Annotated in this window: 21 protein-coding genes, 1 tRNA gene, 1 pseudogene and 1 other annotated feature; of the genes and pseudogenes, 3 read left to right on the forward strand and 20 right to left on the reverse strand. The window is 39.7% G+C overall.

The features are described 5' to 3' along the window. The first annotated feature begins 9 nt into the window (after positions 1-9). Positions 10-207, forward strand: coding sequence for a ferredoxin (locus tag RRU92_RS08375; RefSeq protein ID WP_075230460.1), 198 nt, complete (start codon positions 10-12; stop codon positions 205-207). A gap of 105 nt (positions 208-312) precedes the next feature. Here the strand turns inward: RRU92_RS08375 and RRU92_RS08380 are convergent, their stop codons facing one another. From RRU92_RS08380 to RRU92_RS08405, 6 genes are all read right to left on the reverse strand, one after another. Next, positions 313-1,260: a glycosyltransferase family 2 protein gene (locus tag RRU92_RS08380; RefSeq protein WP_315639347.1), complete on the reverse strand. Its 948-nt coding sequence runs from the start codon at positions 1,258-1,260 to the stop codon at positions 313-315. After that, positions 1,244-2,263 (reverse strand): UDP-glucose 4-epimerase GalE, encoded by a 1,020-nt coding sequence (galE, locus tag RRU92_RS08385; RefSeq protein ID WP_315639348.1) that lies wholly within the window; start codon positions 2,261-2,263, stop codon positions 1,244-1,246. Before galE ends, RRU92_RS08380 begins: the two co-directional genes overlap by 17 nt. 103 nt (positions 2,264-2,366) lie before the next feature. Then, the gene (locus tag RRU92_RS08390; RefSeq protein WP_315639349.1) at positions 2,367-3,464 is read right to left on the reverse strand and encodes an FAD-dependent oxidoreductase; all 1,098 of its coding nucleotides are present in this window, start codon (positions 3,462-3,464) and stop codon (positions 2,367-2,369) included. 16 nt (positions 3,465-3,480) lie between these two features. Next, complete coding sequence (locus RRU92_RS08395; protein ID WP_315639350.1) at positions 3,481-4,278, reverse strand: Nif3-like dinuclear metal center hexameric protein; 798 nt, start codon at positions 4,276-4,278, stop codon at positions 3,481-3,483. Next, positions 4,265-4,942 carry a tRNA (adenine(22)-N(1))-methyltransferase TrmK gene (locus RRU92_RS08400; RefSeq protein WP_315639352.1) on the reverse strand — a complete coding sequence of 226 codons (678 nt, stop codon included), beginning with the start codon at positions 4,940-4,942 and terminating at the stop codon, positions 4,265-4,267. Before RRU92_RS08400 ends, RRU92_RS08395 begins: the two co-directional genes overlap by 14 nt. A gap of 100 nt (positions 4,943-5,042) precedes the next feature. Continuing rightward, positions 5,043-7,379 (reverse strand): cation-translocating P-type ATPase, encoded by a 2,337-nt coding sequence (locus RRU92_RS08405; RefSeq protein ID WP_315639353.1) that lies wholly within the window; start codon positions 7,377-7,379, stop codon positions 5,043-5,045. 132 nt (positions 7,380-7,511) lie between these two features. Here RRU92_RS08405 and RRU92_RS08410 point away from each other — a divergent pair, with 132 nt between their 5' ends. Then, a complete protein-coding gene (locus tag RRU92_RS08410) occupies positions 7,512-8,261 on the forward strand; it encodes a 1-acyl-sn-glycerol-3-phosphate acyltransferase (protein ID WP_315639354.1) in 750 nt (249 codons plus the stop codon). 117 nt (positions 8,262-8,378) lie between these two features. Then, positions 8,379-8,451: transfer RNA gene (locus RRU92_RS08415), tRNA-Thr, on the forward strand. A 508-nt stretch (positions 8,452-8,959) separates the two neighbouring features. Here the strand turns inward: RRU92_RS08415 and pyk are convergent. From pyk to RRU92_RS08485, 14 genes and pseudogenes are all read right to left on the reverse strand, one after another. Beyond that, on the reverse strand, positions 8,960-10,465 hold the full coding sequence (gene pyk, locus RRU92_RS08420) for a pyruvate kinase (protein ID WP_014713116.1): 1,506 nt from the start codon (positions 10,463-10,465) through the stop codon (positions 8,960-8,962). A 66-nt stretch (positions 10,466-10,531) separates the two neighbouring features. Continuing rightward, entirely contained in the window at positions 10,532-11,539 is a 1,008-nt protein-coding gene (gene pfkA, locus RRU92_RS08425) for a 6-phosphofructokinase (protein ID WP_075231570.1), read from the reverse strand. An 81-nt stretch (positions 11,540-11,620) separates the two neighbouring features. Continuing rightward, positions 11,621-14,722, reverse strand: a complete 3,102-nt coding sequence (locus RRU92_RS08430) for a DNA polymerase III subunit alpha (protein ID WP_315639355.1) — start codon at positions 14,720-14,722, stop codon at positions 11,621-11,623. Positions 14,723-14,969: 247 nt separating this feature from the next. After that, positions 14,970-15,464, reverse strand: a pseudogene (locus RRU92_RS08435) (B3/4 domain-containing protein); the annotation flags it as partial. A gap of 59 nt (positions 15,465-15,523) precedes the next feature. Further along, positions 15,524-15,910 carry a VOC family protein gene (locus RRU92_RS08440; protein WP_315639356.1) on the reverse strand — a complete coding sequence of 129 codons (387 nt, stop codon included), beginning with the start codon at positions 15,908-15,910 and terminating at the stop codon, positions 15,524-15,526. 57 nt (positions 15,911-15,967) lie between these two features. Continuing rightward, complete coding sequence (gene rplT / locus RRU92_RS08445) at positions 15,968-16,327, reverse strand: 50S ribosomal protein L20 (protein ID WP_000124830.1); 360 nt, start codon at positions 16,325-16,327, stop codon at positions 15,968-15,970. 51 nt (positions 16,328-16,378) lie between these two features. Beyond that, entirely contained in the window at positions 16,379-16,579 is a 201-nt protein-coding gene (gene rpmI, locus RRU92_RS08450) for a 50S ribosomal protein L35 (RefSeq protein ID WP_001125942.1), read from the reverse strand. Positions 16,580-16,611: 32 nt separating this feature from the next. Continuing rightward, a complete protein-coding gene (gene infC, locus RRU92_RS08455) occupies positions 16,612-17,142 on the reverse strand; it encodes a translation initiation factor IF-3 (RefSeq protein ID WP_000848177.1) in 531 nt (176 codons plus the stop codon). Positions 17,143-17,157: 15 nt separating this feature from the next. Further along, positions 17,158-17,288 (reverse strand) — a sequence feature (ribosomal protein L20 leader region). Between the two features lie 91 nt (positions 17,289-17,379). Then, positions 17,380-18,768, reverse strand: coding sequence for a peptidoglycan-N-acetylglucosamine deacetylase PgdA (pgdA, locus tag RRU92_RS08460; protein WP_315639358.1), 1,389 nt, complete (start codon positions 18,766-18,768; stop codon positions 17,380-17,382). A 262-nt stretch (positions 18,769-19,030) separates the two neighbouring features. Further along, complete coding sequence (gene ezrA / locus RRU92_RS08465) at positions 19,031-20,758, reverse strand: septation ring formation regulator EzrA (RefSeq protein WP_315639359.1); 1,728 nt, start codon at positions 20,756-20,758, stop codon at positions 19,031-19,033. Positions 20,759-20,839: 81 nt separating this feature from the next. Beyond that, positions 20,840-22,786 (reverse strand): DNA topoisomerase (ATP-hydrolyzing) subunit B, encoded by a 1,947-nt coding sequence (gene gyrB, locus RRU92_RS08470; RefSeq protein ID WP_315639361.1) that lies wholly within the window; start codon positions 22,784-22,786, stop codon positions 20,840-20,842. Positions 22,787-22,815: 29 nt separating this feature from the next. Beyond that, complete coding sequence (locus tag RRU92_RS08475; protein ID WP_075231575.1) at positions 22,816-23,379, reverse strand: HAD family hydrolase; 564 nt, start codon at positions 23,377-23,379, stop codon at positions 22,816-22,818. Positions 23,380-23,484: 105 nt separating this feature from the next. Continuing rightward, positions 23,485-24,036, reverse strand: coding sequence for a DJ-1 family glyoxalase III (locus RRU92_RS08480; protein WP_315639364.1), 552 nt, complete (start codon positions 24,034-24,036; stop codon positions 23,485-23,487). A gap of 10 nt (positions 24,037-24,046) precedes the next feature. Further along, positions 24,047-25,270 (reverse strand): FtsW/RodA/SpoVE family cell cycle protein, encoded by a 1,224-nt coding sequence (locus RRU92_RS08485; RefSeq protein ID WP_153225409.1) that lies wholly within the window; start codon positions 25,268-25,270, stop codon positions 24,047-24,049.

Below are 25,270 nucleotides of genomic sequence, written 5' to 3' on the forward strand. Positions count from 1 at the left end.
AATATAAATATGAAAATCACACTTATACCTGAACGATGCATTGCCTGCGGGCTATGCCAAACCTATTCTGATTTATTTGATTACCATGATAATGGTATTGTGCGTTTCTATGATGATCCGAATCTACTAGAGAGAGACATCCCAGCTAGTGAAGAGCTGCTAGAGGCTGTGAAACAGTGTCCCACTCGCGCACTCATCAAAGATTAATTTGTCATCAGTGGTGTTTTGATGTTCAAATCCCACTTTCTCTAGTTTAGCATATTTTTCCAGAAAATTATAGTCTTTTGAAGGACTTATTTTTAGTAAATCTTATCATGACTCACTCTGTTCTTTTATCAGATAGAGGGGTCTTTTTTTCGTTTCCATATAAATTTTACTGATATATTTTCCGAGAATCCCAATCGTCAATAATTGGACACCACCAAGAAATAGAATGACAGCCATCAGAGAGGTCCAACCAGAAGTTGGATTGCCCAGTACGAGAGTACGGACAACTACAAACAATGTCATCACTAAAGCCAGAAAACATGACGAAAGGCCAGCAACAAAGGCTAATATTAAAGGGAAATCTGAAAAATTCACAATCCCTTCGATAGAGTAGAAAAAGAGTTGTCTAAAACTCCAACTTGTCTTACCTGCCTGCCTTTCAACATTAGGGTATTCTAGATAGTGAGTATGGAAACCAACCCAGGCAAAGAGTCCTTTGGAAAAACGATTATATTCTGTCAATTCTAACACTGCATCCACAACTGATCTTCTCATCATCCGAAAATCACGAACACCCGATGGAAGAGCTACTGGGCTAATTTTTTGCATAAAACGATAAAAAAGATCGGCGCAGAAACTACGTAAAAAGGGTTCTCCTTCTCGACTGATTCTGCGAGTTCCAACGCAGTCCAAGTCTGGATTCTGATCTAGTAGTTCTTTCATCTCAAGCAAGAGTCTTGGTGGATCCTGAAGGTCTGCATCCATAACCACCACCAAATCTCCTGTTGCTTGTTGTAAACCTGCATATATGGCCGCTTCCTTCCCAAAATTTCGCGAGAAAGAGATATAATGTACTGCAGGATTTTTCTCTCGATAAACCTTTAAAAGGTCCAAAGTCTTATCAGTCGAACCATCATCTACAAAAATGTATTCGCTTTCTGTTCCCAAATCTGGAATCAGTGCTTCAAGAGTTTGATAAAAAAGAGGAAGTACTTCCTCTTCGTTTAAACATGGGACTATGATTGAAATCGTCATCTTAGTCTTCAAATCCATTTGGATGCTTGCTTTGCCAACGCCATGCGTCTTCACACATTTCTGTAATACCAAGTTCTGCTTCCCATCCTAGCTCTTCCTTAGCTTTTGCTGGATCTGAATAGCAAGCTGCAATATCCCCTGGGCGGCGTTCAACAATACGGTATGGAATAGGACGTCCGACTGCTTTTTCCATATTTTGAATAATTTCAAGAACTGAGTAGCCTTTTCCTGTACCAAGGTTGTAAATGTTTAGTCCTGAACCTTTTTGAAGTTTCTTAAGGGACGCAACATGTCCTTTTGCTAGGTCAACAACGTGGATATAGTCACGTACACCTGTTCCGTCTTCAGTATCGTAGTCATCCCCAAATACTTGAACTTGTTCCAACTTACCAACTGCGACTTGTGTCACATATGGAAGAAGGTTATTTGGAATACCGTTTGGATTTTCACCCAAATCACCGCTCTTATGTGCTCCAATTGGGTTGAAGTACCGAAGTAAAACAACGTTCCATTCTGAATCAGCTTTATAGATATCTGTCAAGATTTCTTCAAGCATCAACTTTGTACGACCATAAGGGTTAGTAGCAGAAAGAGGGAAATCTTCGAGGATTGGAACTGTATGCGGATCTCCATAAACTGTTGCTGAAGAACTGAAGATAATGTTCTTACAGTTGTTTTCTTCCATTGCTTTCAAAAGGCTAACTGTACCAGCAATATTGTTATCATAGTAGGCTAGTGGGATACGTGTAGATTCCCCTACAGCCTTCAAACCAGCAAAATGAATCACACCTGTTGGTTCTTCATGTTTAAAAATATCACGAAGTGTATCCGTATCGCGGATATCAGCTTCATAAAAAGGAATCTCAACTCCTGTGATTCTTTCTACCACTTCAAGACTTTTACGGCTACTGTTTACCAAGTTGTCTACGACAACAACTTGGTGTCCTGCTTGGACTAGTTCAATGACAGTGTGGGTACCGATAAATCCTGCTCCACCTGTTACCAGAATTTTTTCTTGCATTTTATTTCCTCAATTCTTAGATTATTTTTTTCATTTTACCATTTTTGATAGGGAAAGTCATTTACTTTCCTAACACTATCGTAAAAACTAGGTAAAAATTTTACTATTGTTTCTTTTTAATATATCTTCCAGTCGGATAATCTGCCGGATCTAATACTCCACTTCTCCCCTGAAGCATTTGGACTAGATGATAACCGATTATGGGACCAGTTGTTAATCCAGAAGATCCTAGTCCGCTTGCTGTATAAACTCCTGACAAGGCTGGTACTTGACCAAAGAACGGAGAGAAATCACTCGTATAAGCTCGAATACCCGCACGTTCTCCAGATGAAATCGCCTCAGCCAGGGCTGGATAAAATGGACTCGCTGCCTCAGCCATTTGTTGGAGCAAATTTTCATCAACTGTTAGGTCAAATCCCATATCATTTTCATGAGTAGCTCCTAGAGACAACTTCCCACCTGGAAATGGAATCAAATCCCACTCCCCTTCAGGCATAACTACAGGATAGCTTGCCATGTCTTGTTTCACTTGGTAATCTCGGAGTTGCCCCTTTTGAGGACGAACATCAACCTCATAGCCTAAAGGCTCCAAAATGTGTCCAAGCCAAGCTCCTGTGGACAAGATAACTTGGTCAAACATTTGATTGTCTATTTGATAACCCGAAGCTAAGGGTTTTAGACTGACCTCTTTCTTTACGACCTTCACTTGACTGGCTTCCAGTAATCGATTCACTAGGAGTTGCCCATCTACTCGAGCTCCACCAGAAGCATAGAGTAATCTTTCAAATCCCTCTAATCCTGGAAATAGGTTACTTGCTGACGTTTGGTCTAAAACGGCTAATTTTCCTATTAAGGGAGATTCATCTCTACGTTGCAAGGCTAGTTTATAGAGTTCCTCTAGCTTGGAGTCATCTTTTTTTAGAAGGAAAACTCCCGAGCGTTGGTAAAAGTCAACTTCTTGACCAGATTTTTCTAAATCAGCCAATAAATCCACATAGAAATCAGCTCCTAGGCGCGCCATCTTATACCAGGCCTTATTGCGTCGTTTAGAGAACCAAGGACTAATGATTCCTGCAGCTGCCTTGGTCGCTTGGCCGTATCCATGATCAAAGACAGTTACTTCGATATCTGCTTCTTTAGAGAGGTAGTAGGCGGCAGTTGCCCCTACAATTCCTGCTCCTACAATGGCAACTTTTTTCATTGTCTTTACCTTCTAACTAGATATGATGGAATGGATTGGTAGAAGCCTGACTTGCGACAACTTCGAGAGACCAAGCATTTTCTTCCTTCCATTCGTTCAAGAGTTCTGCAATTTTTTCAACAAAAAGCACTTCGATATAGTGTCCCGGATCTAGAGCTAACAAACCATCTGACAACATATCTTGGGCAGTATGGTAGTAAATATCACCAGTGATATAGACATCTGCCCCCTTTGCCAAAGCATCCTTATAGAATGACTGCCCACTGCCACCACAGATGGCCACTCTTGAGATGGTTTTTTGCAAATCAGTCTCTTGATAATACACCATACGAAGGCTATCTAGACCAAAGACTTCCTTAACATGGTCAGCAAATTCCTTAAAGGTTTGAGGTCTAATAGTTCCAATACGCCCAATCCCACGTTCAGGACCTGTTTCCTGTATATAGGTTGTATCTTTAATATCTAACAGTTGGCAGAACCAGTCATTTAATCCATTCTCAACAATGTCGATATTAGTATGGCTAACATAGACTGCAATATCGTGCTTGATGAGATTGATGTAAATCTGATTTTGAGGACGACTAGCTACCAAGTCCTTGATTGGACGAAAGATAGGGGCGTGCTTAACGATAATCAGATCAACACCCTTGTCAATAGCTTCAGCGACTGTCTCTTCACGAATATCAAGGGCAACCATGACTTTTTTAATTTCCTTGTCTAGGGTGCCAATTTGCAGACCACGACTATCACCTTCCATAGAAAATTCTTGTGGGCAATAGGCTTCATAACGCTTAATCACTTCACTTGCTTTCATGGAGCACCTCCTTAATGGCTTGAATTTTATCTGCTAGAACCTGACGTTCTTCTTGATTTTTTTCTGGAATTTGACTAAGGGCAAACTCAAGCTTAGCAGCTTCTTTTTGCCATTTTTGGATGAAGACTGGACTGACTTCTTTGGACAAGAATGGGCCAAAGCGGACATCAGTTGCTGATAGATTCATTTCGCCAACTTCTGCAACTATGATCTCGTAGAATTTCCCTGCTTCTTCTAGGATACTTTCTGCTATGATTTGAAAACCATGCTCTTGTAACCAAGAACGCAACTCATCTTCTCGGTTATTTGGTTGAAGAATCAAACGATCAACATTGGCAAGTTTGTCTAATCCTTCTTCTAAGATCGTAGCAATCAAACGGCCACCCATTCCAGCAATAGTGATAACAGAGACCTGGTCAGCCTCTTCAAAAGCAGCCAAACCATTTGCTAGGCGAACCTGAATTTTCTCAGTCAAACCATGACTTTCAACATTTTTTACTGCAGATTGGTAGGGACCTTCTACAACCTCTCCTGCAATGGCACGCTCAATGTGACCTTTTTCAACTAGTTCAATCGGTAAATAAGCATGGTCGCTTCCTACATCTAGCAAAACGGATCCTTGGGGAACAAAAGAAGCCACCGTTTCTAATCTCTTCGAAATCATTTTTTCTCACTTTCAAAAACTCTATTTCCCTTTATTATACCATATTTTATCTGGCAATCCTGCTCCTAAAAAGACCGCAATCATGGATTGCAGCCTTTCTTTATTTTCTAGTTTGATAACGACTTGTCAGGATGAAAATGATAGCAAAGATGACCATCATAATGCCATAGACAGGTAATGTTTGTTCTGTCAGTGTTGAAATTTCAAGTAATTTTTGAATTCTTGGAAATAGAGCTGTTCCAAGGAAGCCACCAACTGACCAAATAATCAAGAGAACACGCCACAGACTAAATGGCAAACAAGCTCTAACTACAGACATGAAACCAATCGATGCCAATAGATAATACAAAAGTGTCGAAATTTCAATTGCTGACCAACCTTGACCTGTTCCAAAAATTTTAACAAAGAGAACACTAAAGACTACCATCAAGGCACTTGGTAGTGCTCGGAGCATGGATTTTCTGAGGAAGTTTTGTTCGACTGGCTTAATATTTCGCTCAAAGGTCAATACGAACGGTGGGAATCCTTCCACAAACTGGTCAATCATGGTAATCTGAATCGGAATGAATGGGAAAATCAAAATCCATTCAGTACGACCCAACAATGCACTTGCAATACAGATGATTGCCAACAAGAAGGAATAGATGGTCTTAATCAAGAAAATTGGAGCAATGTGAGCAATATTATTAACCACACGACGACCCTCAAAGAGAATCTCAGGAACATCATTAAAGTCTGAGTTCAAGAGAACCAGATTTGCAATCTGACGAGTCGCTGGATCTCCTTCAGCCATAACGATGGAACAGTCTGCCTCACGAAGAGCTAGAATATCATTGACACCGTCTCCTGTCATGGCTGTAGTATGACCTGCTTTTTTCAACGTTTGGATGATCAGTTTCTTTTGATGAGGAGAGACACGTCCGAAAATCGCTGTCTCCTCAGCCATGGCAACCAATTCCTCGTCCGTGATCTTCGAACAATCTACATAGCTGTGGTAATCTGCAAAACCAGCTTTTTGAGCAATACTTGAAACCGTAACTGGATTATCACCAGAGATAATTTTCAGGCCCACTTCCTGAGAACGAAGATAGTCTAGAGTTTCAGCTGCCCCTTCTCGGATTGGATCTAGAATTTCAAGCAAAGCCAAGGCTTGAATATCAGATGGCTTTTGTGGCTTGTGGTGATCAAGTTTTTCTTGACTGAGGGCCAGAACTAAGACACGAGATCCTCGTTCGAGAGCTTCTCTAGCCTCAGGAACTTCAGCATCCAACAACATCTCCGGTGCGCCTAGAAAAACAGTTCCAAGACCTTCCAACTCCATTGCTCCCCATTTACGATCGCTTGAAAATGGAAGATTAGAAATCATCGGATAAGTTACTTGACCTTGAAAACGTTGACGAATAGCTTGTGCTGTTGGGTTCTTATCTTCACTGTTTGCCATATAGCTAGTTAATATTTTGGCAATAGCATCCTTGTCATAAGCCTGGGTCAGAGGAAGAACAGTCTCAACCTGCATCTTCCCTTGGGTGATGGTACCTGTCTTATCCAAGCAGAGCATATCCACGCGCGCTAGGGTTTCAACAGAGTACATCTCCTGTACCAAGACCTTTTTCAAACCAAGCTTGATAACAGCGGTTAAAAGAGAGGTAATGGTCAAGAGGGCAATCCCCTTAGGCAACATTCCCAAAAGAGCTGTAGATGAATTCACTACAGAAGACTTCAGTGGTAAACCTTTCAAGACCAAAGCTTCAAGCAAGAGGGCAATTCCAAATGGAATGATGATTTTCCCAGTAAAGCCTGCAAGTTGATCAAGTGATTTCATGATACGTGAGTTGATCGGTTTAACTGTCTTAGCTTCAAGCATGAGTTTGGCTGCATAGTTATCTGCTCCTACATGATGAACTCGAGCAAAGACAGAACCACTGGCAAGAAAACTACCGGACAGCATTAAGTCTTCTACTTCTTTTTGCACCAAGTCGCTCTCGCCCGTTAACATGGCTTCATTGACTTCTGCAAAGCCTTCTAATACAATCGCATCACTTGGAATTTGATCCCCTGCAGACAAGCGAATCACATCATCCAAAACAAGCTCTTCAGGGTCTAAAGTAATCTCTTGTCCATCACGAATAGTCGTAATCTTTTCTTTATTTAAGAGATTGAGTTTATCAACCATATGCTTGGCACGTAGCTCGGTTACAATTCCTGAAAAAGCATTAAAACAGATAACCGCAAAGAAAACCAGGTTGCTCCAGGCTTGAACAAAAGCGAGCGCTAATGCAATAGCAAAGTTCAAAGCATTGAAGAGAGTAAAAACATTTCGTTTTACAATCTGCCAAGTACTGGTACTAGCTGATGCTTTGAAATCATTGACCTGTCCCTGTTTCTGACGTTCATTAACTTCTGATTGGCTTAAGCCCATAATTTTATTTTTATCCATAATCTCTATCATATCATTTTTTTTTGAATAATTCTAATTTCATATGAAGAGCAATTCCGCCTAAACAAAAAAACATTTGCTTGTCCTAGTATCATAAGGTATAATAAAAGAAAGAAAATTGAAGGAGACACCATGTTTTATACTTATCTTCGTGGGCTCGTTATGTTGATCCTTTGGTCTATCAACGGTAATGCTCATTATCATAATACGGATAAAATTCCGAGTCAAGATGAAAACTATATCCTAGTCGCTCCGCATCGTACTTGGTGGGATCCTGTCTACATGGCATTTGCGACCAAACCAAAGCAATTTGTCTTTATGGCTAAAAAGGAACTGTTCTCTAATCGAATCTTTGGTTGGTGGATTCGTATGTGTGGTGCCTTTCCTATTGATCGGGAGAATCCTAGCGCTTCGGCTATCAAATACCCTATCAACGTTCTTAGAAAGAGCGACCGATCTCTCATCATGTTTCCAAGCGGTAGTCGTCATTCTAACGATGTCAAAGGGGGCGTAGCTCTGATTGCTAAAATGGCCAAGGTTCGCATCATGCCAGTTACTTACACTGGCCCAATGACCTTAAAAGGACTCATCAGTCGTGAACGTGTCGATATGAACTTCGGAAATCCTATCGATATCTCGGACATTAAGAAGATGAATGATGAAGGAATTGAGATGGTTGCTGAACGTATCCAATCAGAATTCCAACGTCTAGATGAGGAAACAAAACAATGGCACAATAACAAAAAACCAAATCCTTTGTGGTGGTTTATTCGCATACCAGCACTGATTCTTGCTGTCTTAGTTGCGATTATTACCATCATCTTTAGCTTTATCGCAAGTTTTATCTGGAATCCAGAAAAAAAACAAAATCAATTAGGTTAGAATAAAATGGCTGAGGGATATTCTCTTAAGCCATTTTAGTTTGACTGACAGCTGATTACTTTTAAATAAAATATTTTATTGACAAAGATTTGAAACTATAGTATACTTTTTAAGTAAGCTGATTTAGCTCAGTAGGCAGAGCGCATCCATGGTAAGGATGAGGTCGCCGGTTCGATCCCGGCAATTAGCATTGTTTAACAGTTCCTTTTTATAGGAACTTTTTTATTGACTTTTTTTCGACCTTATAGTAGAATAAAACTTGCGATGAGTCGATATGTAGCGAGAGCTACTATTGAGCAAAGGAGGTCATAACGCAGGAGCGGACCTTGAGAAATTGTGTGAACCGGTTTCTCACATGGAGATGCCTCTCAGGCTTTCTGGTTTTTCCAGAGAGCTTTTTTTATTTTCCTAAACACTACTAAATCCTATCTTTTAGCAATTCTTTCTGCACAAACAGCAAAAAGCTCAAACCTCAATCATACACTGATAGACTTATTATCCAAAAAATCTTAGCTAGGTTTAGTCGTAAAGATACAAAGATGACCATTGCTATCTCTAATTACAGCAAAAGTTACAGGGCAAACTGTATTATATACCTTAGCATTGAAATAAAAATGATATATTTTGCCCCTCGTCACAAAAAAAAGACCTATCACACAAGCTAGAAAGCTTGATATGATAGGCTTTTTAATATTAGATTAACGTACAGTGCGGATACGCATTGTGTTAGTACGAACTGCTTCACCAAGTGGCACACCTGCAACGATAACGATATCGTCACCAGATTGTACAAGACCTGCTTCAACTGCTTTACGTTCAGCAATTTCAAACATGTCGTCAGTTGATGATGGAGCTTCTGTCAACATTGGGATAACACCCCAGTTCAACATCAATCCACGTTCTGTCAATTCGTCGAATGTCAATGCCAAGATATCAGCATTTGGACGGTATTTAGAGATCAAACGTGCTGTGTGACCAGTCTTAGTAAGAGTTACAACCAATTTAATGTCCATTGAATTTGTAGCATCTTTAACTGCTGAAGCCATAACTTCTGTCTTAGAGTTACGTTCAAATGAATCTGAGTTCAAACGTCCGTATTCGTTAAGAAGAGTTTGAGCATTCTTATCGATAGTTGCCATTGTACGAACAGACTCAAGTGGGTATTTACCATTCGCTGACTCACCTGAAAGCATTGTTGCGTCAGTTCCGTCGATAACAGCGTTAAATACGTCTGATACTTCTGAACGAGTTGCACGTGGTTTTTCAGTCATTGTTTCAAGCATGTTTGTTGCAGTGATAACAACTTTACCAGCAGCATTCACTTTAGTAATGATCATTTTTTGGTAAACTGGAACCATTTCAAATGGTACTTCGATACCCATGTCACCACGAGCGATCATGATACCGTCAGCAGCTTCAATGATTTCATCCAAGTTATCGATACCTTGTTGGTTTTCGATTTTAGCGAACAATTGAACGTGACCGTTACCAGTTTCTTCACAGATTGCACGAACTTCATTCACGTCTTTTGCAGTACGTACGAATGAGATCGCGATGAAGTTGATACCTTGTTCCAAACCGAAGCGGATATCAGCGTTATCACGTTCAGCAAGAGCTGGGAAAGGAATTTTAGTGTTAGGGATGTTTACACCTTTTTGTTTAGCGATAACACCGTCATTTTCAACTTCAACAACAAATTCACGAGTTGCATCGTCTTTTTCTACAACACGAAGACCAAGTTTACCATCGTCAACCAATACTTGACGACCAACTTCAACATCATCATAGATATCAAGTGCTCCTGCAACGTTCAAAGCAATCACTTCACGAGTTGATTTGATTCCTTGTTTAGTTGCAACACGGATTTTTTCACCAGTTTTGTATGAATACTCTTTAGCTTCACCTTCGAACAATTCAGTACGGATTTCTGGTCCTTTAGTATCAAGAAGGAAACCAACTTTTTTACCTGCAAGTTTTTCCGCAAGTTTAACAGTTGCCATACGGTCACCTTGTTCTTGGTGGTCACCATGTGAGAAGTTGAAACGGAAAGTGTTAGCTCCTGCTTCAATCAATTGGGCAATGTTTTTAGCTGAAGCTTCAACGTCAAGTTTTTCACCCCAGTATCCGTCATCACCAAATTTTTTACCACCGCGGATTTCTACCGCAGGACCCAAAGTTGCAACGATTTTTACACGTTTGTTCATGATTTTTGTGACTCCTTTATATAATTCGACCTTTTTTGGTCATTTTACCAGTTTAGTTAAAGTTGATTAAGACAAGCTCTTGTTTAAAGCAGAAAGTTCAATATCAGCTTTGTGAGGGTTGTTAACAACGATCTTACCATCAGCTGTTAGGCTAAATAAAGCTCCTTCTTCTGCAGTTCCAAGAATTGGATTTTCAACCATTTTCTCATTGCGAATACCAACAGCGACACCACCGATTCCTTGTTTAAGGAGTTTAACAGCATGTGCACCCATGCGTGACGCCAATACACGGTCACGAGCAGTTGGTGATCCACCACGTTGGATGTGACCAAGTTCAGTTACACGAAGATCGCTTGTATCTCCAGCTTCTTTTAGTTTTTGACCAAATTCTGCCGCTGACATAACACCTTCTGCCAAAACGATAATGTTGTGCTTCTTACCATGTTCATATCCAGCCTTGATACTTGCTACGATGTCTTCCATCTTGAAGCCTTCTTCAGGGATAATAATTTCATCAGCACCAGTAGCGATACCAGCCCAAAGAGCGATGTCTCCAGCATTACGTCCCATAACTTCAACTACGAAAGTACGACGGTGACTTGATGAGGTATCACGAATCTTATCGATGGCATCCATTGCAGTTGTAACTGCAGTATCAAATCCGATTGTGAAATCAGTACCTACGATATCGTTATCGATTGTTCCTGGAAGTCCGATAGCAGGGAATCCATGCTCAGTCAAGCGCATAGCTCCGTGATAAGAACCGTCACCACCGATAACTACGACACCTTCGATACCGTGTTTTTTCAACTGCTCAATCCCTTTAAGTTGACCTTCGAGTTTTGCAAACTCAGGATAACGAGCAGAGTGAAGGAAAGTACCACCACGTGAAATGATGTCTCCCACTGAAGCAGCATCAAGTGGATAAATCTCACCAGCAACCATACCAGCGTATCCATCATAGATACCAAAAACTTCCATTCCTTCTGAGATTGCTTGACGAACTACTGCACGGATGGCAGCATTCATACCAGGGGCGTCTCCACCACTAGTCAAAACAGCAATACGTTTCATTTGGTTTTGCTCCTTTTTCTTTTAACATTCTAACTGATTATACCATAATTAAAGTTAAAATTCTTTTATTTTCATTGATTTTTAACGATAAATCGTTTTCATAGTTATTTGACTCAAAGTTTCCTGCAAACTAACATCTTTTGCAACAAAATAGCCCGGCAAAAGAACATTTTTTTGTTCATTTTCGTAGCGAATGATGACAGGAATTTGTCCCTTGTATTGTTCTAAAATATGATAAATTTCAGAATCATGTTCATGATCAGCAGCCTGAATCCAAAATCGTTCACTCACTGCTTCTTTTAGATTATTTAATACTAACTGAAGGCGACCGTCTCTTGCCTGCACTTTTCCATTAAGGTAGTAAAATCTTCCTTCATGTAAGAGATTTTTAAATTGGCGATACTGGTCAGAAAAAACTGTGACTTCAAGCTTCGTTTTACTATCACTAACTTTCAGAAAAGCCATGTTTTCACCTTTTTTAGTACGAATGACACGAATGGATTCTATCTCAACGAGTACTGTAGCTGTCTGTCCTTCAGATAGTTCAGACAAACTCACAATTGGATAGAGGGGATTCTTTGCTAAAATCAGTAAGGGGTGCGGACTGATACCGACTCCAAGCCACTCCTGTTCCTTACGAAACTTTTCGACTTGCGTAAAATCCTCACTCTCAAGCCAATTGTAGCTATTATCTGCAAATAAACTACCCAATTCTTCCACAAAAATAAACAAAGTAGGTAAATTGGATAAGATTTTTTGGCGATTTTTTTCAAAACTATCAAATAAACCAATCTCGACTAGGGGAGTTAAAAGACTCAACTTCTGATAATTTTTAGGCAAGCGAGTGACAAAATCTTCGACACTACTAAAAGGACGATTCTCTAAAATCCAATAGGCAAAATCTCGAGGCATCCCCTTGATACTCTTAAGTCCCAAGTAAATAGTCCTGTCTGTCAATTTATCCTGATACGGAATTGTATTGATAGAGAGTGGTGTTAGTTCAAAACCCATTTCAAGCGCATCGAGAATATAATCTCCACTGGCATAGTTGAGCATAACTTGATAAAAGATTTCTGGGTAATGTGTTTTAAAGTAAGCAAGCTGGAAGGCTAAAGCCGCATAAGCATAAGCATGCGATCGGTTGAAACCATAACCAGCAAATTTTTCCATGACAGCAAAAACCTGCTGAGCCTGTTCTTTTCCATGACCTTTTTCGAGTGCACCTTGGATAAAACTCTCCTCCATTCGGTGCATCTCGGCCGCATTCTTTTTCCCCATAGCACGACGTAAAATGTCGGCCTTCCCAAGGCTGAAACCAGCGTAACGCTGTGCCACTTGCATAACCTGTTCTTGGTAAAGCATAATGCCATAAGTTGGAGCTAAAATATCTTCCAAAACTGGGTCCAGAACTGTTACCTTTTCTTTACCATGTTTTCGAGCCACAAAGTTATCAATATAGTCACTCGCTCCCGGTCTGTTGAGGGAAGTCGTTGCCACTACTTCTTCAAAGCTTTCAGGCTTCACGCGCTTTAATAAGCGAATAGCACCAGGTTGTTCAAACTGAAAGATTCCCTTGGTCTTCCCAGCTGCAAAAAGAGCCAAAGTTTCCCTATCCTCAAGGTCAATATCCTCAATCCTTAGCTGAATTCCTTGAGTTTCAAATAAGAGCTCCTTCATTTTTTGAGCGAAGGTGAGGTTTCGTAAGCCCAAGAAATCCATCTTGAGCAAGCCATTTCCCTCGACTCCATGAGCATCATACTGGGTAATGAGCATATCCTCACCATACTTAAGAGGAATATAGTCCGTTAGATTTTTATCACTGATAACCACACCAGCAGCATGAATGGAGGTTTGACGAGGTGCTCCTTCTATTTTCTTGGCAATAACGAAAGCCTTTTGGTACTCAATCTTACCTTGAATCAGTTGTCTAAAGCCTAAATTCCCTTCATAGGCGCTTGTCAAGGTATCTTTGAAACCAATTTTCTTGGTTATGGATGTCAACTCGTACTCGGGAACACCATACCGTTTAAAAATATCTCGGATGGCCTGTTTGGCACCAAAAGTCGAGTAGGTGACTATCTGAGCAGCGTGAATACTACCATAACGGTCACGAACATAGCGGATAAATTCAGGACGATAGATATCAGGAATATCAATATCGATATCAGGCATGGTATAGCGTTCACGATTTAAAAAGCGCTCAAAGATAAGATTCTTAGCTACAGGATCAATACCAGTAATATTTAAGGCATAGGCCACTAGACTTCCAACTGCAGACCCACGTCCCATTCCCATATAATATCCCTGAGAACGACCAAAACGTAAGAGATCCCAGACAACCAAGAAATAGTCATCGAATCCCATGTCATGAATCACAGATAGTTCTTCTTCCAAACGAGCCTGATAAACTGAATCGAGTAAGCCTTTCTGTTCCAAGCCCTTAATAGCTCTTTCGCGCAACTCTTCAACAGCTGGTCTCTCTGGATTGAAGCGTGGAAGCTTGAGACTACTATCAATCTCATAGGAAGCTTCCTTGATTAATCTTGCAAGATTTTCAAGCGCGAGTGGAAATTTCTCTAAAAAAATCTGTTCTAGACGGTCAGCCGGTAAAAACAAGCCTTGTTGCGCTTGAACATCCACCTCTCGTAAGGTCACATTTTCCTTAATCGCCTTGAGCATTTGAAGCGTTTCTAAATCCTCAGATTCGAAGGAATTAACACGATAAAGTGGGAGAATGGAGTGAGAAAAATTCGACTGAGGTGTATCTGGATACACTCCGATATAATAGTCATGCCCTAAGTCCAAGGAATCAATTGCAGAATAATAGGGAACAATAACACAAATATCTTCTAGATAGGTAGAAAAATCAGTCCATTCCTTTTTACCTGTCATTTTTTGACTCGAAAGCTTCATGAGATTTCGATAACCATGATTTGACAAGGCTAAAAATCGAAGGTTGACAAGTTCCTCCTCATGATGAACGGTCATCTCAAGACCTAATAAAGGCTGAATCTCCTGTTTTTGGCACTCTTTGATAAAATAATAGGCTCCATAGAGATTGTCAACATCCATGATTCCAAGTGCTGAGTAGCCGTATGCTTTCCCCTGGTCAACATACTTCTGAATGGAAATCATACTCTCCATGAAACTATAAACCGTTTTTGTATCAAGTTGTGCAATCACTCGCTATCACCTCCCTTTTTCTCCTTATATTATACCATTTTAGAAAATAGAAAAACAATTTCTTTCTCCCCTTGTAGAAAAAAGAACCACAGTTGAATTAACCGTGATTCCCATTCATTATTCTACCTCTAGGATAGGATTTGTGGTTGTCAAATGACTGATCTTACCACTAATACTCTTCGAAAATCAAATTCAAACCACGTCAGCGTCGCCTTGCGGTACTCAAGTACAGCCTGCAGCTAGCTTCCTAGTTTGCTCTTTGATTTTCATTGAGTATAACACCAAAATATTTCTCAATTTTAGTATGTAATTCTAGCATTGATTCTAGAGCTCGTGATGCCTGCTCTTCATTGATAGCTTCAATGACTAAAATAGCATCTTTGGTTTCTTCTGTTAACATGGTTCTTTGGGCTTCACGCCAGTTTAAACACCGACAAACCGCACCCTGATCATCAAAATAAATCATTTCATCAGCTAATGCTGGAGCATCACTTTCAGCCCCTAGTGGAAAGAAGGATTCATTCCCCTGAGCTCATCAAGACATAAGTCACCAACAATCTTAGCTAAATCCTCTCCCCCACAAGGAACAGCGTAAGAAAGTGAAACACTATTATAGAGATCTAGCAAAGGATTTATTGGATTAAATTCTCTTCCTTGACTTACACACTTTAATAAAGCTTCATTAGAAGAACGAGTACATTTTTTTGGTTTTGAATTAAGTGAATGCCTGACGCCATTCTTTTTCTTTCATTCTACTAAAAATTCAAAAAAACGAGTAGCATACAAGCTACTCGATAGGAACTATAATGAATTTTCACGAATCACTTCTACCTTGTATCCATCTGGATCTTTGATAAAGTAATAGTTTGGTTGAGTCCCTGGAAGTCCATTAGGCGCTGTCACTTCGTAGCCTTTGTCGCTATGTTCTTTGTGAAGAGCCTCAAGATCAGGTGTGCTTAGGGCGATGTGAGCAAAACCGTCACCGACAACATAAGGTCCGTGATCATAGTTGTAGGTCAACTCCAATTCATAATCATCACCGTCAAGACCTAGATAAACAATCGTAAAAGCATAGTCTGGAAAATCCTTGCGACGCAATTCCTTAAATCCAAAAGCATCTTGATAAAAAGCGATTGATTTTTCAAGATTTTCTACTCGCAAGCATGTGTGTAGCATTTTTGAAGCCATTTTTTTCTCCTTTGTTTAAAAAAGACTGGGACAAACTTGCACCAGTCTTATGAATAATTATTTACCAAGTTTTGCTTTAGCTGCATCTGCAAGAGCTGTGAAAGCTGCTGCATCGTTAACAGCCAAGTCAGCAAGCATTTTACGGTTAACTTCGATCTCAGCCAATTTCAAACCATGCATCAATTGTGAGTATGAAAGTCCGTTCAAACGAGCTGCCGCATTGATACGTGTGATCCACAATTTACGGAAGTCACGTTTCTTTTGACGACGGTCACGGTATGCATAGTAGTAAGAGTTCATTACTTGTTCTTTTGCAGTACGGAACAAGATGTGTTTAGCTCCATAGTAACCTTTTGCTAATTTAAGAATACGTTTACGACGTTTGCGTGATACAACGCCACCTTTAACACGTGCCATGTTTTATTTCCTCCAAATATTTCCTAGAATTGTTTACTTACAAATACGCGATTATTTCAAGCGAGTAAGCATTGCTTTGATACGTTTGAAATCTCCTGAATGCACCATAGATGCTTTACGAAGATGACGACGTTGTTTTTTAGTTTTTCCGTGGAAACGGTGAGATGTGTAAGCACGGAAACGTTTAAGTCCACCAGAACCTGTACGTTTGAAACGTTTAGCTGATGCGCGGTGTGTTTTTTGTTTTGGCATGATTTTTTCTCCTTTATTTAACTTTCTGACAATTATTTTTTGTCAGTTGCTGGCGCCAATTGCATGAACATTTGGCGTCCATCCATTTTAGCACGTTGTTCAATGATAGCAATATCTTGAGTTGCTTCAGCGAACTCGGCTAAAACTTTTGCACCAATCTCTTTATGGGTGATCATACGCCCCTTAAAGCGAATGGATACCTTCACTTTGTTTCCTTTTTCAAGGAACTTGCGAGCATTGCGAAGTTTAGTTTCGAAATCACCCTTGTCAATAACTGGGCTCAAACGAACTTCTTTCACGGTCACAACGCTTTGTTTTTTGCGTTGCTCTTTTTGTTTCTTCTGGTACTCAAATTTGAACTTACCGTAGTCCATAATTTTCGCAACAGGAGGTTTAGCTTGAGGTTGAATGAGAACCAAGTCCACATTAGCTTCGTCCGCAAGTGCCTGCGCTTCGCTTAGTGGTTTGATACCCAATTGCTCACCTTCAAGACCGATTAAGCGAACTTCGCGTACACGAATTTCATCATTGATGAATAAGTCTTGCTTTGCTATGGTTTTCACCTCTTTTTTTAATTTAGAGAAAAACAAGAGCGGACTTGCTAACGCAAACCCGCACTACATGATTGTATTTCATTTCTGAAATTTGATCCGTAGGGGCCAGACAACGTTAGTCGCAAGGCGAGAAGTTCTCACTTCTGCTTTTCTCAACTTTTATATGATATCAAGTTTTCCCCTACTTGTCAAGATTAAAACTATCTTTTTTTAATTTTTTCTAAAAATTTGCCGACTGTGAATTTACTAGTTACGAGAATAGTAAATCTCATGTGGCTTCAAACGAGTGTTGAGTAGATCTGATACAGTCACAAAACTATAACCTTGTCCCTGCAGATACTCAATAACTTTTGGTAGCGAATTTACTGACGGCTGATGGATATCATGCATTAAAATGATAGATCCATTGCTTGCCTGACGCTGAATTTCTGTCAAAATCGCTGCTTCATTTTTACTCTTCCAATCCAAACTATCCACATCCCACATGATAAAGCTTAAATCAAGGCTATTGCGAATATCATCTGAGATTGCTCCATATGGTGGACGCATCAATTTAGAGCTTTTGCCAAGAACTTTTGTAATAGCATCTTCTGTATCTGTAAGCTGTTTCTTAGCGTCTTCCAATGACAGTTTTGTTAAAATTGGATGATTCCAGCTATGGTTTCCAACTTCATGACCTTCAGACTGCATACGTTTAAGAATCGACTCATTACCTGAAATATTTTTTCCTTGTACAAAGAAGGTTGCTTTGATCTTGTACTTGGCTAGAATATCTAAAGCTTGTGGAGTTGTATTTCCATCTGGTCCATCATCAAAGGTAAGAGCTACTACTTTTTTATTTTTCTCAGCCTGAGCCTTCTTATAAAGTTCTGCATCCTTTTCAGATAGATAGGATGATTGGATAACATCAAAGAAGTCTGAAATAGGCAAAGCTATTTCTTCTACATTATTGGTTGCTTTAACTGGATATAACACCAATTGACTATCTTTGTAAGCAAACTTCCAAGATGATAAATCGCTAGCTGAAAAATCGGCTATTACTTGATCTACAAGTGTTTGCTCGATCTTTTTATCAAGGAGTGTTGACTTAATATCCTCAAGAAACTTTTCCTTAGCTTTGCTAGCATCTGTAAAGAGCTGATCTAACGTAAACAGAGTCCCATCTTCCTTAAGATAAAGCTGATCTAACGATGTATTTTCTAATTCCACCACAGTAGAATCACTCAGGTCATAGGCCTGTTTTTTTACAAGATGGCTCTCCACACCTTTGATGGAAGAAGAATCTTTTTCAAAGTAGTAAAAGATCAAATGTTCTTTATCTTCTACCTTATCCGTGATATCTTTTACAATGATATCCTGAACAGAGGTAATGACCTTGTCCCCCGTCATAGGATAGTAGGTAATGATTTCTGCCTGCCCTTTACGAAAATGCTCTTTCTGACTTCCTTGTGAATAGGCATCATCTTTTTCTTTTTTCAGTGCTTCAATTTTTTGCTCAAAAGCTTGCTTGGTCAAGACTTTATAAGCAATACCTGCACCTAATGTTAGGATTGTGAAGAATAGAAGCCCCACAATAATCCATAAATTTCTTTTCTTCTTGTCATTTGTTTTACAATTTGTTCTTTTTTTAGTCATAGTCTTATCATATCAAATCAGGCCTATAATTTCAATGATAAATAGGAAAATGTCCATTTTTAAAGAAAAGAAAGGTAAAAGAAAGAGGTTGGGACAAAAGATCCCGACCTCACTTTTTATTTGCAATCAAACTTTGACGCGGTAGCTGATTGGACTTTTTGTTCGTCTTTTAGACTCCTAAAACTCCTAATCATCTTCGCGGGGCTGGGACTACGAAATCGAGACTTTGTCTACCGATTTCTGTCCCACCGCCTTTTCTTAATTAAAATCGAATGATTTCTCTTGTTTTTTCATAAGAAGAAACGAAGCGGTTTGTTACACCTGGCTCAGCAACTTCCAAAGCTTGAGAAATCTTTTCGAAAGATGCTTGATAATCAAAGGCATTTTCAAAGATTTCTAAAGATTCATGGAAGGCTTGTTGAATCCCTTCATCAAATGATCTGTAGCGGTTAGAATATTGAAGCAATTGCTCTGTCAAGGTTGCATATTGCACAATACTGTAAGTTTCTGTTTCCAAAACTTCCATATCATGTGATGCGATTTCTAGGATACGATTAACAGACTCAATGTTGACTTGTGACTGTTCCAACTCTGCCATCAAATCCTCAGTACTATGGCTAGCCGCAAAGAATAATTTCAAGAAGTTCTGTGGGATTCCTGGAAGATTTCTCTTTTCCATGTAGCGCTTGATTGTGTGGAGACGATTTACGTAAACATTTGCCTTTTGACGAGCATTAACATCATCTTTTTCAATCTGTACTAAACGTTCGCTCACTGAAACTTGGTCATCTTCAATTTCTTTTAATGTAGCTTGAACATTTTCTAAACGTTCTTCCAATACAGAGTAAGCTTCTGAATATTCCTCTTGTTCTGAAGTCAAATCACTAACTGTAACTTCTAGGGAATCCAAATCCACTTGAAGACGACGGACGTGATTTACATCACTCTCAGACATCAAGTAAGTTTTGCTCAAGCGTTCAATATCTTTCACTAAGACTTGATTATTGTCTTTTAAGTGGTCAAGATAGGTTGGAAGTGTTGACAACAAGTTTTCAACAACCTTTTGAGAAGCAATCTCTCGTGTGAAAATACTATAGAGAGCATTGATTTCTTCTTGAATCTGATTATTTTCATATTCAGCATTGTCCAATTCCAATTTTTTAATATTTTCTTGGTTATTTTTCAAAGCTTCATACAATAACTGTAAACGTGATTCAATGTCAGTTTCTACAAAGTGATAGTTGGCATCAAGCAACTTACGATAGCCAGCCTCTAGATCTTCAAGTTGATCAGGGAGTTCTGTCGTTAGTTTAGTAACAATTGCTGGAATTCTCTCTACGATATGCGTCAAAGCGAGGATATGATTTTCAGCATTATCCAGAATTCCTGCTGCTTCAACTGGATCTCCTGAAGAGTTTAGCGTCACAAATTGAGAAAATTCTGATTGGATGTTCTCCAATTGTTTTTCAATTTCAGGAAGTGCTTGACCATATTTCTCAGAGTCTTCTGCGACTGTTTTCTGCAGGCTTTCAAATAAATCTAAAGCATGCAAGACACGACCACTATTTTTTGATTCTTGTTTTTCTAGATCTGCCAAAGCATTTCGAATGGAAGCAATATCTTCTTCGATAAGGGTAATCTGGCTTTCAATTTGATCAATTTTGTGTTGAGCTTTCAAGAAGCGAAATGAATTATTGTACCCTTCTGCTTCAAACAGATTATTCTCAATATCCGCAAATGAGTTGAGGGATAGGTCTACCCATTTTTGATTCCACTCTCTAAATGCAATCTGACTTTGACCAATCAGATGCATATTCTTAACAGCTTCTACTTCATCGTTAACTGGAAGGTTATACAACTCTTCCTTTCTTCCTTCTAGTACTGCGAGCCTCTTTTCATTTCGTTTGCGTAACAAAATCGCTACAACATAAGCAATGATCAGAAGAGTCGCGATTACAATCATAATAATAATCAACAGATTATCAGACATATCAAACTCCTTTTTATACTTGAAACAATTGTAATGATTATATCATATTTTTCAAACCATGGGAACTATTTCCAAATTTTTTTAAACGTCAAGCGTACTGTAAACAGCATTTTCTTCAATAAATTCTCGACGTGGTTCTACGCGGTCGCCCATGAGCATATCAAAGATTTTATCTGCTTCTGCAGCATCATCAACTGATACACGCGCCATGAGACGATGTTCTGGGTTCATAGTTGTTTCCCAAAGTTGATGGTCATCCATTTCTCCAAGACCTTTATAACGCTGAATAGTTGGTTTTGAACGTCCTTCACTATAGCGAGCTAAGGCTTCCTGTAGACGGATTTCTTGATCTGCTCCAGGTTGGATGTATTCTTTAATTTCACTGCCGACCTTAACACCGTAAATTGGTGGTTGAGCGATATAAACATAACCTGCTTCTAAAACGGGTTTCATATAACGATAAATCAAGGTTAACAAGAGGGTACGGATGTGAGCTCCATCGACATCGGCATCCGTCATGATAACGAGTTTTTGGTAACGGGCCTTGCTAACATCAAATTCAGCACCAAAGCCTGTTCCCATAGCTGTGAAAAGGCTACGGATTTCTTCATTGGCAAGGATTTTATCCATGCTGGCCTTTTCAACGTTGAGGATTTTACCGCGAATCGGTAAAATCGCTTGGAATTCACGGTCACGACCAGACTTTGCAGAACCTCCCGCTGAATCTCCTTCGACGATAAAAAGTTCAGTTTCAGCTGGATTATTTGAAGAACAGTCTGCTAATTTCCCTGGAAGGTTTGAAATCTCTAAACCAGATTTCTTACGAGTAACCTCACGCGCACGCTTGGCTGCTACACGCGCCTTAGCTGCCAAAATCCCTTTTTCAACAATCCGCTTAGCAATCTGTGGATTTTCCATTAGGAAGTCTGAAAATGCTTCACTAAATAGGCGGTTAGTAATCTTGACAACTTCACTATTTCCAAGTTTAGTTTTCGTTTGTCCTTCAAACTGAGGATTTGGATGTTTCACAGAGATAACGGCAGTCAATCCTTCACGGACATCCTCACCTGTCAGATTATCTTCGTTATCTTTCAGCAATTTGTTTTTACGAGCGTAGTCATTGATGACACGAGTTAGGGCTGTACGGAAACCTTGTTCATGTGTTCCACCTTCATGGGTATGAATGTTATTGGCGAAACTCATGACATTTTCATGGTAGCCAGTTGTGTACTGCATGGCTACTTCAACTGTGATGTCATCCATTTCTCCATCTGTGTAGATTGGCGTATCAAAGATGACATCCTTGTTTTCATTGATATACTCAACGTAACTCGCAATCCCACCTTCGTAGTGGTAGTGTTTTGTTTGTTCAAGCCCCTCACGCTTGTCAGTAATAGAGATTTGAAGACCACGGTTCAAAAAGGCTAACTCCTGAATCCGCTTGTTTAATTTATCAAAATCAAAAGTTGTTGTTTCTGTAAAAATCTCTGGATCTGGCGTGAAGTGTACTGTTGTACCTGTTTTATCTGTATCTCCAATCACCTCAAGGTCAGCAACAACATGTCCACGACGGTATTCTTGGTAATGGATTTTTCCATTTTTGTGAACACGAACATCCAACTGAGTTGAGAGGGCATTTACAACCGATGAACCTACACCGTGGAGTCCACCTGAAACCTTGTAACCGCCACCGCCAAATTTACCTCCAGCGTGAAGAACGGTAAAGACAGTTTCAACGGCAGGACGGCCTGTCTTTTCTTGAATATCAACAGGGATACCACGTCCATCATCAACAACCGTGATAGAGTCATCTGGCTCAATAAAGACCTGAATATGACTAGCAAATCCCGCCAAGGCCTCATCGATAGAGTTATCAACGATTTCCCAGACTAGGTGGTGAAGACCTTCTTTTGAAGTCGATCCGATATACATTCCAGGACGCATACGAACGGCTTCCAGACCTTCCAAAACTTGAATCTGACTGGCATCATAATCCTGTGCCTGTTGGTTTTTGATTTCTTCTGTCATTTTTTCCCTTTTTCTTTTTTTCCTTTTTCTTACATGTCTAATACTTGTCTCAATGTCACGATATTTTTAAAGAGATGCGTCGCTAAGCCTGCTGCCTGTCCAGCTTCAATGTCTATAGGTCGATCACCAATAACGATACCAGAACTAATCTTATACTTATCTCGCAAATAGATCATAGACTCTGGATTTGGTTTTCTCTTGAAACCAGAACTAGCTGTTACTACTTCTGTAAAATAGCTAGCAATACCCGTCTTTTCAAGGATATCCAAAACTTGGTCATTGCGATGCGAAACCAAAAAGTTCCGTCCTCCCTGATCTGAGATTTCCTCCAATAAAGCAGGTACTCCCTCAAACAAGGCAGGATGTTCAAGCTCTCGCGCTTCATTTTCCTTATATTTTTCTAAAAAATGCTCTATTGTTGGGGCAAATTGGTCAATCGCAAAAGCAGTTGACACTTTCAAGGCATTGTAAACTTTATCATGTTCTTCTTCGATTCCAAATTGAGCTAATGTTTCCACAAAAGCCGCGGTCGAAGTCTCATAATTATCAAGTAAAGTTCCACCTAAATCCCAGATGTAATCGTGATATTTCATACCCTTCATTATAGCATTTTTTTATCAAAAAAGCGACGATTTCCTTCTATTTTAACAGTAAAAAACGAGAAGAATCCCCTAATTGATAGATTCTTCTCGTTTTAGTTAATCTAATCCAAAAACATCACGATAGAGCATGGCTGCTCTCAAAGCATTTGCATCGCCACCAAGTTGTTCCACTAGGTTATAAGCAAAGGCAAGGGCAGTTGCTGGACCTCGACTGGTAGTCAACTGACCATCGACAACTACTGTTTCCTTGCGATAGTGACCATCAGCAATTTGCTCTTGGACACCATCATAGCAGGTGAACACTTTATCCTTGAGGAGACCAGCTCGATTCAGTACAATTGGTGCTGCACAAATGGCTGCTACTTTTTTACCAACTTGCTCACATTTTTGAAGTTCAGCAATCAAAAGTTCATGATCGCGTAAATTTGCTGAACCTGGCATACCTCCTGGTAAGACAATCATGTCGTACTCAGATAAATCACCATCAAACACACGATCTGCTTGTACTTGGATGTCATGTGATCCCGTCACTCGGGCTTCAAAACCAACCATATGACAAGTAATATTGGCACGACGTAATACGTCCACAACTGTTAGGGCTTCGATTTCTTCAAAGCCATCTGCTAAGATAACTGCTACTTTAGCCATGATTTACTCCTTATTTAACTTTTTTCAAAACAACTTTCTTCCGTTTAAATCTTGTCTTACCGCTCTTTTCTTCGGCTAGATGCGTTTGATAACTCATCGATAGAAGCAATCCAACACCAATCAGATTACTGATAATGGCCGATCCCCCTTGGGAAATGAATGGGAGAGGAATCCCTGTCAGAGGAAGGAGGCCTGTCACTGCACCGATATTTTCAAAGATATGGAACAAAAGCATCATAATAAATCCAGTTGAAATGTAGGTATAAAATTGGTTATTGGACTTCAGAGTGATTTTTAACATTCGATAGATAAGTAGGAGATAAAGTGTAATTACAAGGACAGATCCGATAAAACCAAAATCTTCTGCAATGACTGTAAAAATCATATCACTCTCACGAACGGGAATGAGGAGATTGGATACATTAAATCCTTGACCAAACAAGCCTCCACTACCGATGGCGATTTGCCCTTGGGCCTGTTGATAGGTGGTCGTTTGTGCATAATCAAATGGATTGAGCCAAGCAAGGATACGGTTAATCTGATAGGTTGGCATCCCGATTTGATGTATGAAAGCACGCCCATCTTTTGTGATGAAAATTGCCAAAAATCCTGCAATTCCCGATACAGCTGTTACAAAAATTGGAATGATGATTTTCCATGATACTCCAGAAAGCAAGACCAGTCCCGCAAAGATTGCGACAAAGACCAAGGCCGTTCCTAAGTCACTCTGCAGGGCCAGTAAACCTAAGACTGGCAGCGTGAAGATAATCATCCACAGTATCAAGAGGAAATCTAAAGGAATCGTTCGTTCACTTTCCTTGTGTTTCTGTGTGAATTGAACAACAACCCGAGCCAAGATCAAAATATAGGAAATTTTCATGAATTCGGAAGGTTGGAAAAGTGTCACTCCTCCAATTGACACCCAGTTTTTAGCCCCTGTTGCTGCCACTAAATTAGGATTGTAAAAAATCAAGGGTAAAACCATAAGGGCTAGACCTAGGGCATAAAGATAGGGAGTCGCCTGCCATAAAAATTTTGTATTAAAGAACATGACTACAAAGCTGATGATAATTCCCAAGACGATCCATGCTAGTTGCTGACCGAGAATTGGCCAAATATTATGTGGATAGTCATGACTGACAGCTATGTAAATAGCCACAACTCCAATCACCAGCAAACAAAATACTGGTAAAATCAAACTATAATCGACTCGAGAGTCGAGAGAACGTTTCAT

Origin of the sequence: Streptococcus sp. DTU_2020_1001019_1_SI_AUS_MUR_006 (genome assembly GCF_032340315.1) — a bacterium.
GTDB lineage: Bacteria > Bacillota > Bacilli > Lactobacillales > Streptococcaceae > Streptococcus.

Coding starts and splice junctions, on each gene's coding strand:
- RRU92_RS08375 (WP_075230460.1), top strand. CDS start 10: ATGAAAATCACACTTATACCTGAACGATGCATTGCCTGCGGGCTATGC.
- RRU92_RS08380 (WP_315639347.1), bottom strand. CDS start 1,260: ATGGATTTGAAGACTAAGATGACGATTTCAATCATAGTCCCATGTTTA.
- galE (WP_315639348.1), bottom strand. CDS start 2,263: ATGCAAGAAAAAATTCTGGTAACAGGTGGAGCAGGATTTATCGGTACC.
- RRU92_RS08390 (WP_315639349.1), bottom strand. CDS start 3,464: ATGAAAAAAGTTGCCATTGTAGGAGCAGGAATTGTAGGGGCAACTGCC.
- RRU92_RS08395 (WP_315639350.1), bottom strand. CDS start 4,278: ATGAAAGCAAGTGAAGTGATTAAGCGTTATGAAGCCTATTGCCCACAA.
- RRU92_RS08400 (WP_315639352.1), bottom strand. CDS start 4,942: ATGATTTCGAAGAGATTAGAAACGGTGGCTTCTTTTGTTCCCCAAGGA.
- RRU92_RS08405 (WP_315639353.1), bottom strand. CDS start 7,379: ATGGATAAAAATAAAATTATGGGCTTAAGCCAATCAGAAGTTAATGAA.
- RRU92_RS08410 (WP_315639354.1), top strand. CDS start 7,512: ATGTTTTATACTTATCTTCGTGGGCTCGTTATGTTGATCCTTTGGTCT.
- pyk (WP_014713116.1), bottom strand. CDS start 10,465: ATGAACAAACGTGTAAAAATCGTTGCAACTTTGGGTCCTGCGGTAGAA.
- pfkA (WP_075231570.1), bottom strand. CDS start 11,539: ATGAAACGTATTGCTGTTTTGACTAGTGGTGGAGACGCCCCTGGTATG.
- RRU92_RS08440 (WP_315639356.1), bottom strand. CDS start 15,910: ATGGCTTCAAAAATGCTACACACATGCTTGCGAGTAGAAAATCTTGAA.
- rplT (WP_000124830.1), bottom strand. CDS start 16,327: ATGGCACGTGTTAAAGGTGGCGTTGTATCACGCAAACGTCGTAAACGT.
- rpmI (WP_001125942.1), bottom strand. CDS start 16,579: ATGCCAAAACAAAAAACACACCGCGCATCAGCTAAACGTTTCAAACGT.
- pgdA (WP_315639358.1), bottom strand. CDS start 18,768: ATGACTAAAAAAAGAACAAATTGTAAAACAAATGACAAGAAGAAAAGA.
- ezrA (WP_315639359.1), bottom strand. CDS start 20,758: ATGTCTGATAATCTGTTGATTATTATTATGATTGTAATCGCGACTCTT.
- gyrB (WP_315639361.1), bottom strand. CDS start 22,786: ATGACAGAAGAAATCAAAAACCAACAGGCACAGGATTATGATGCCAGT.
- RRU92_RS08475 (WP_075231575.1), bottom strand. CDS start 23,379: ATGAAATATCACGATTACATCTGGGATTTAGGTGGAACTTTACTTGAT.
- RRU92_RS08480 (WP_315639364.1), bottom strand. CDS start 24,036: ATGGCTAAAGTAGCAGTTATCTTAGCAGATGGCTTTGAAGAAATCGAA.
- RRU92_RS08485 (WP_153225409.1), bottom strand. CDS start 25,270: ATGAAACGTTCTCTCGACTCTCGAGTCGATTATAGTTTGATTTTACCA.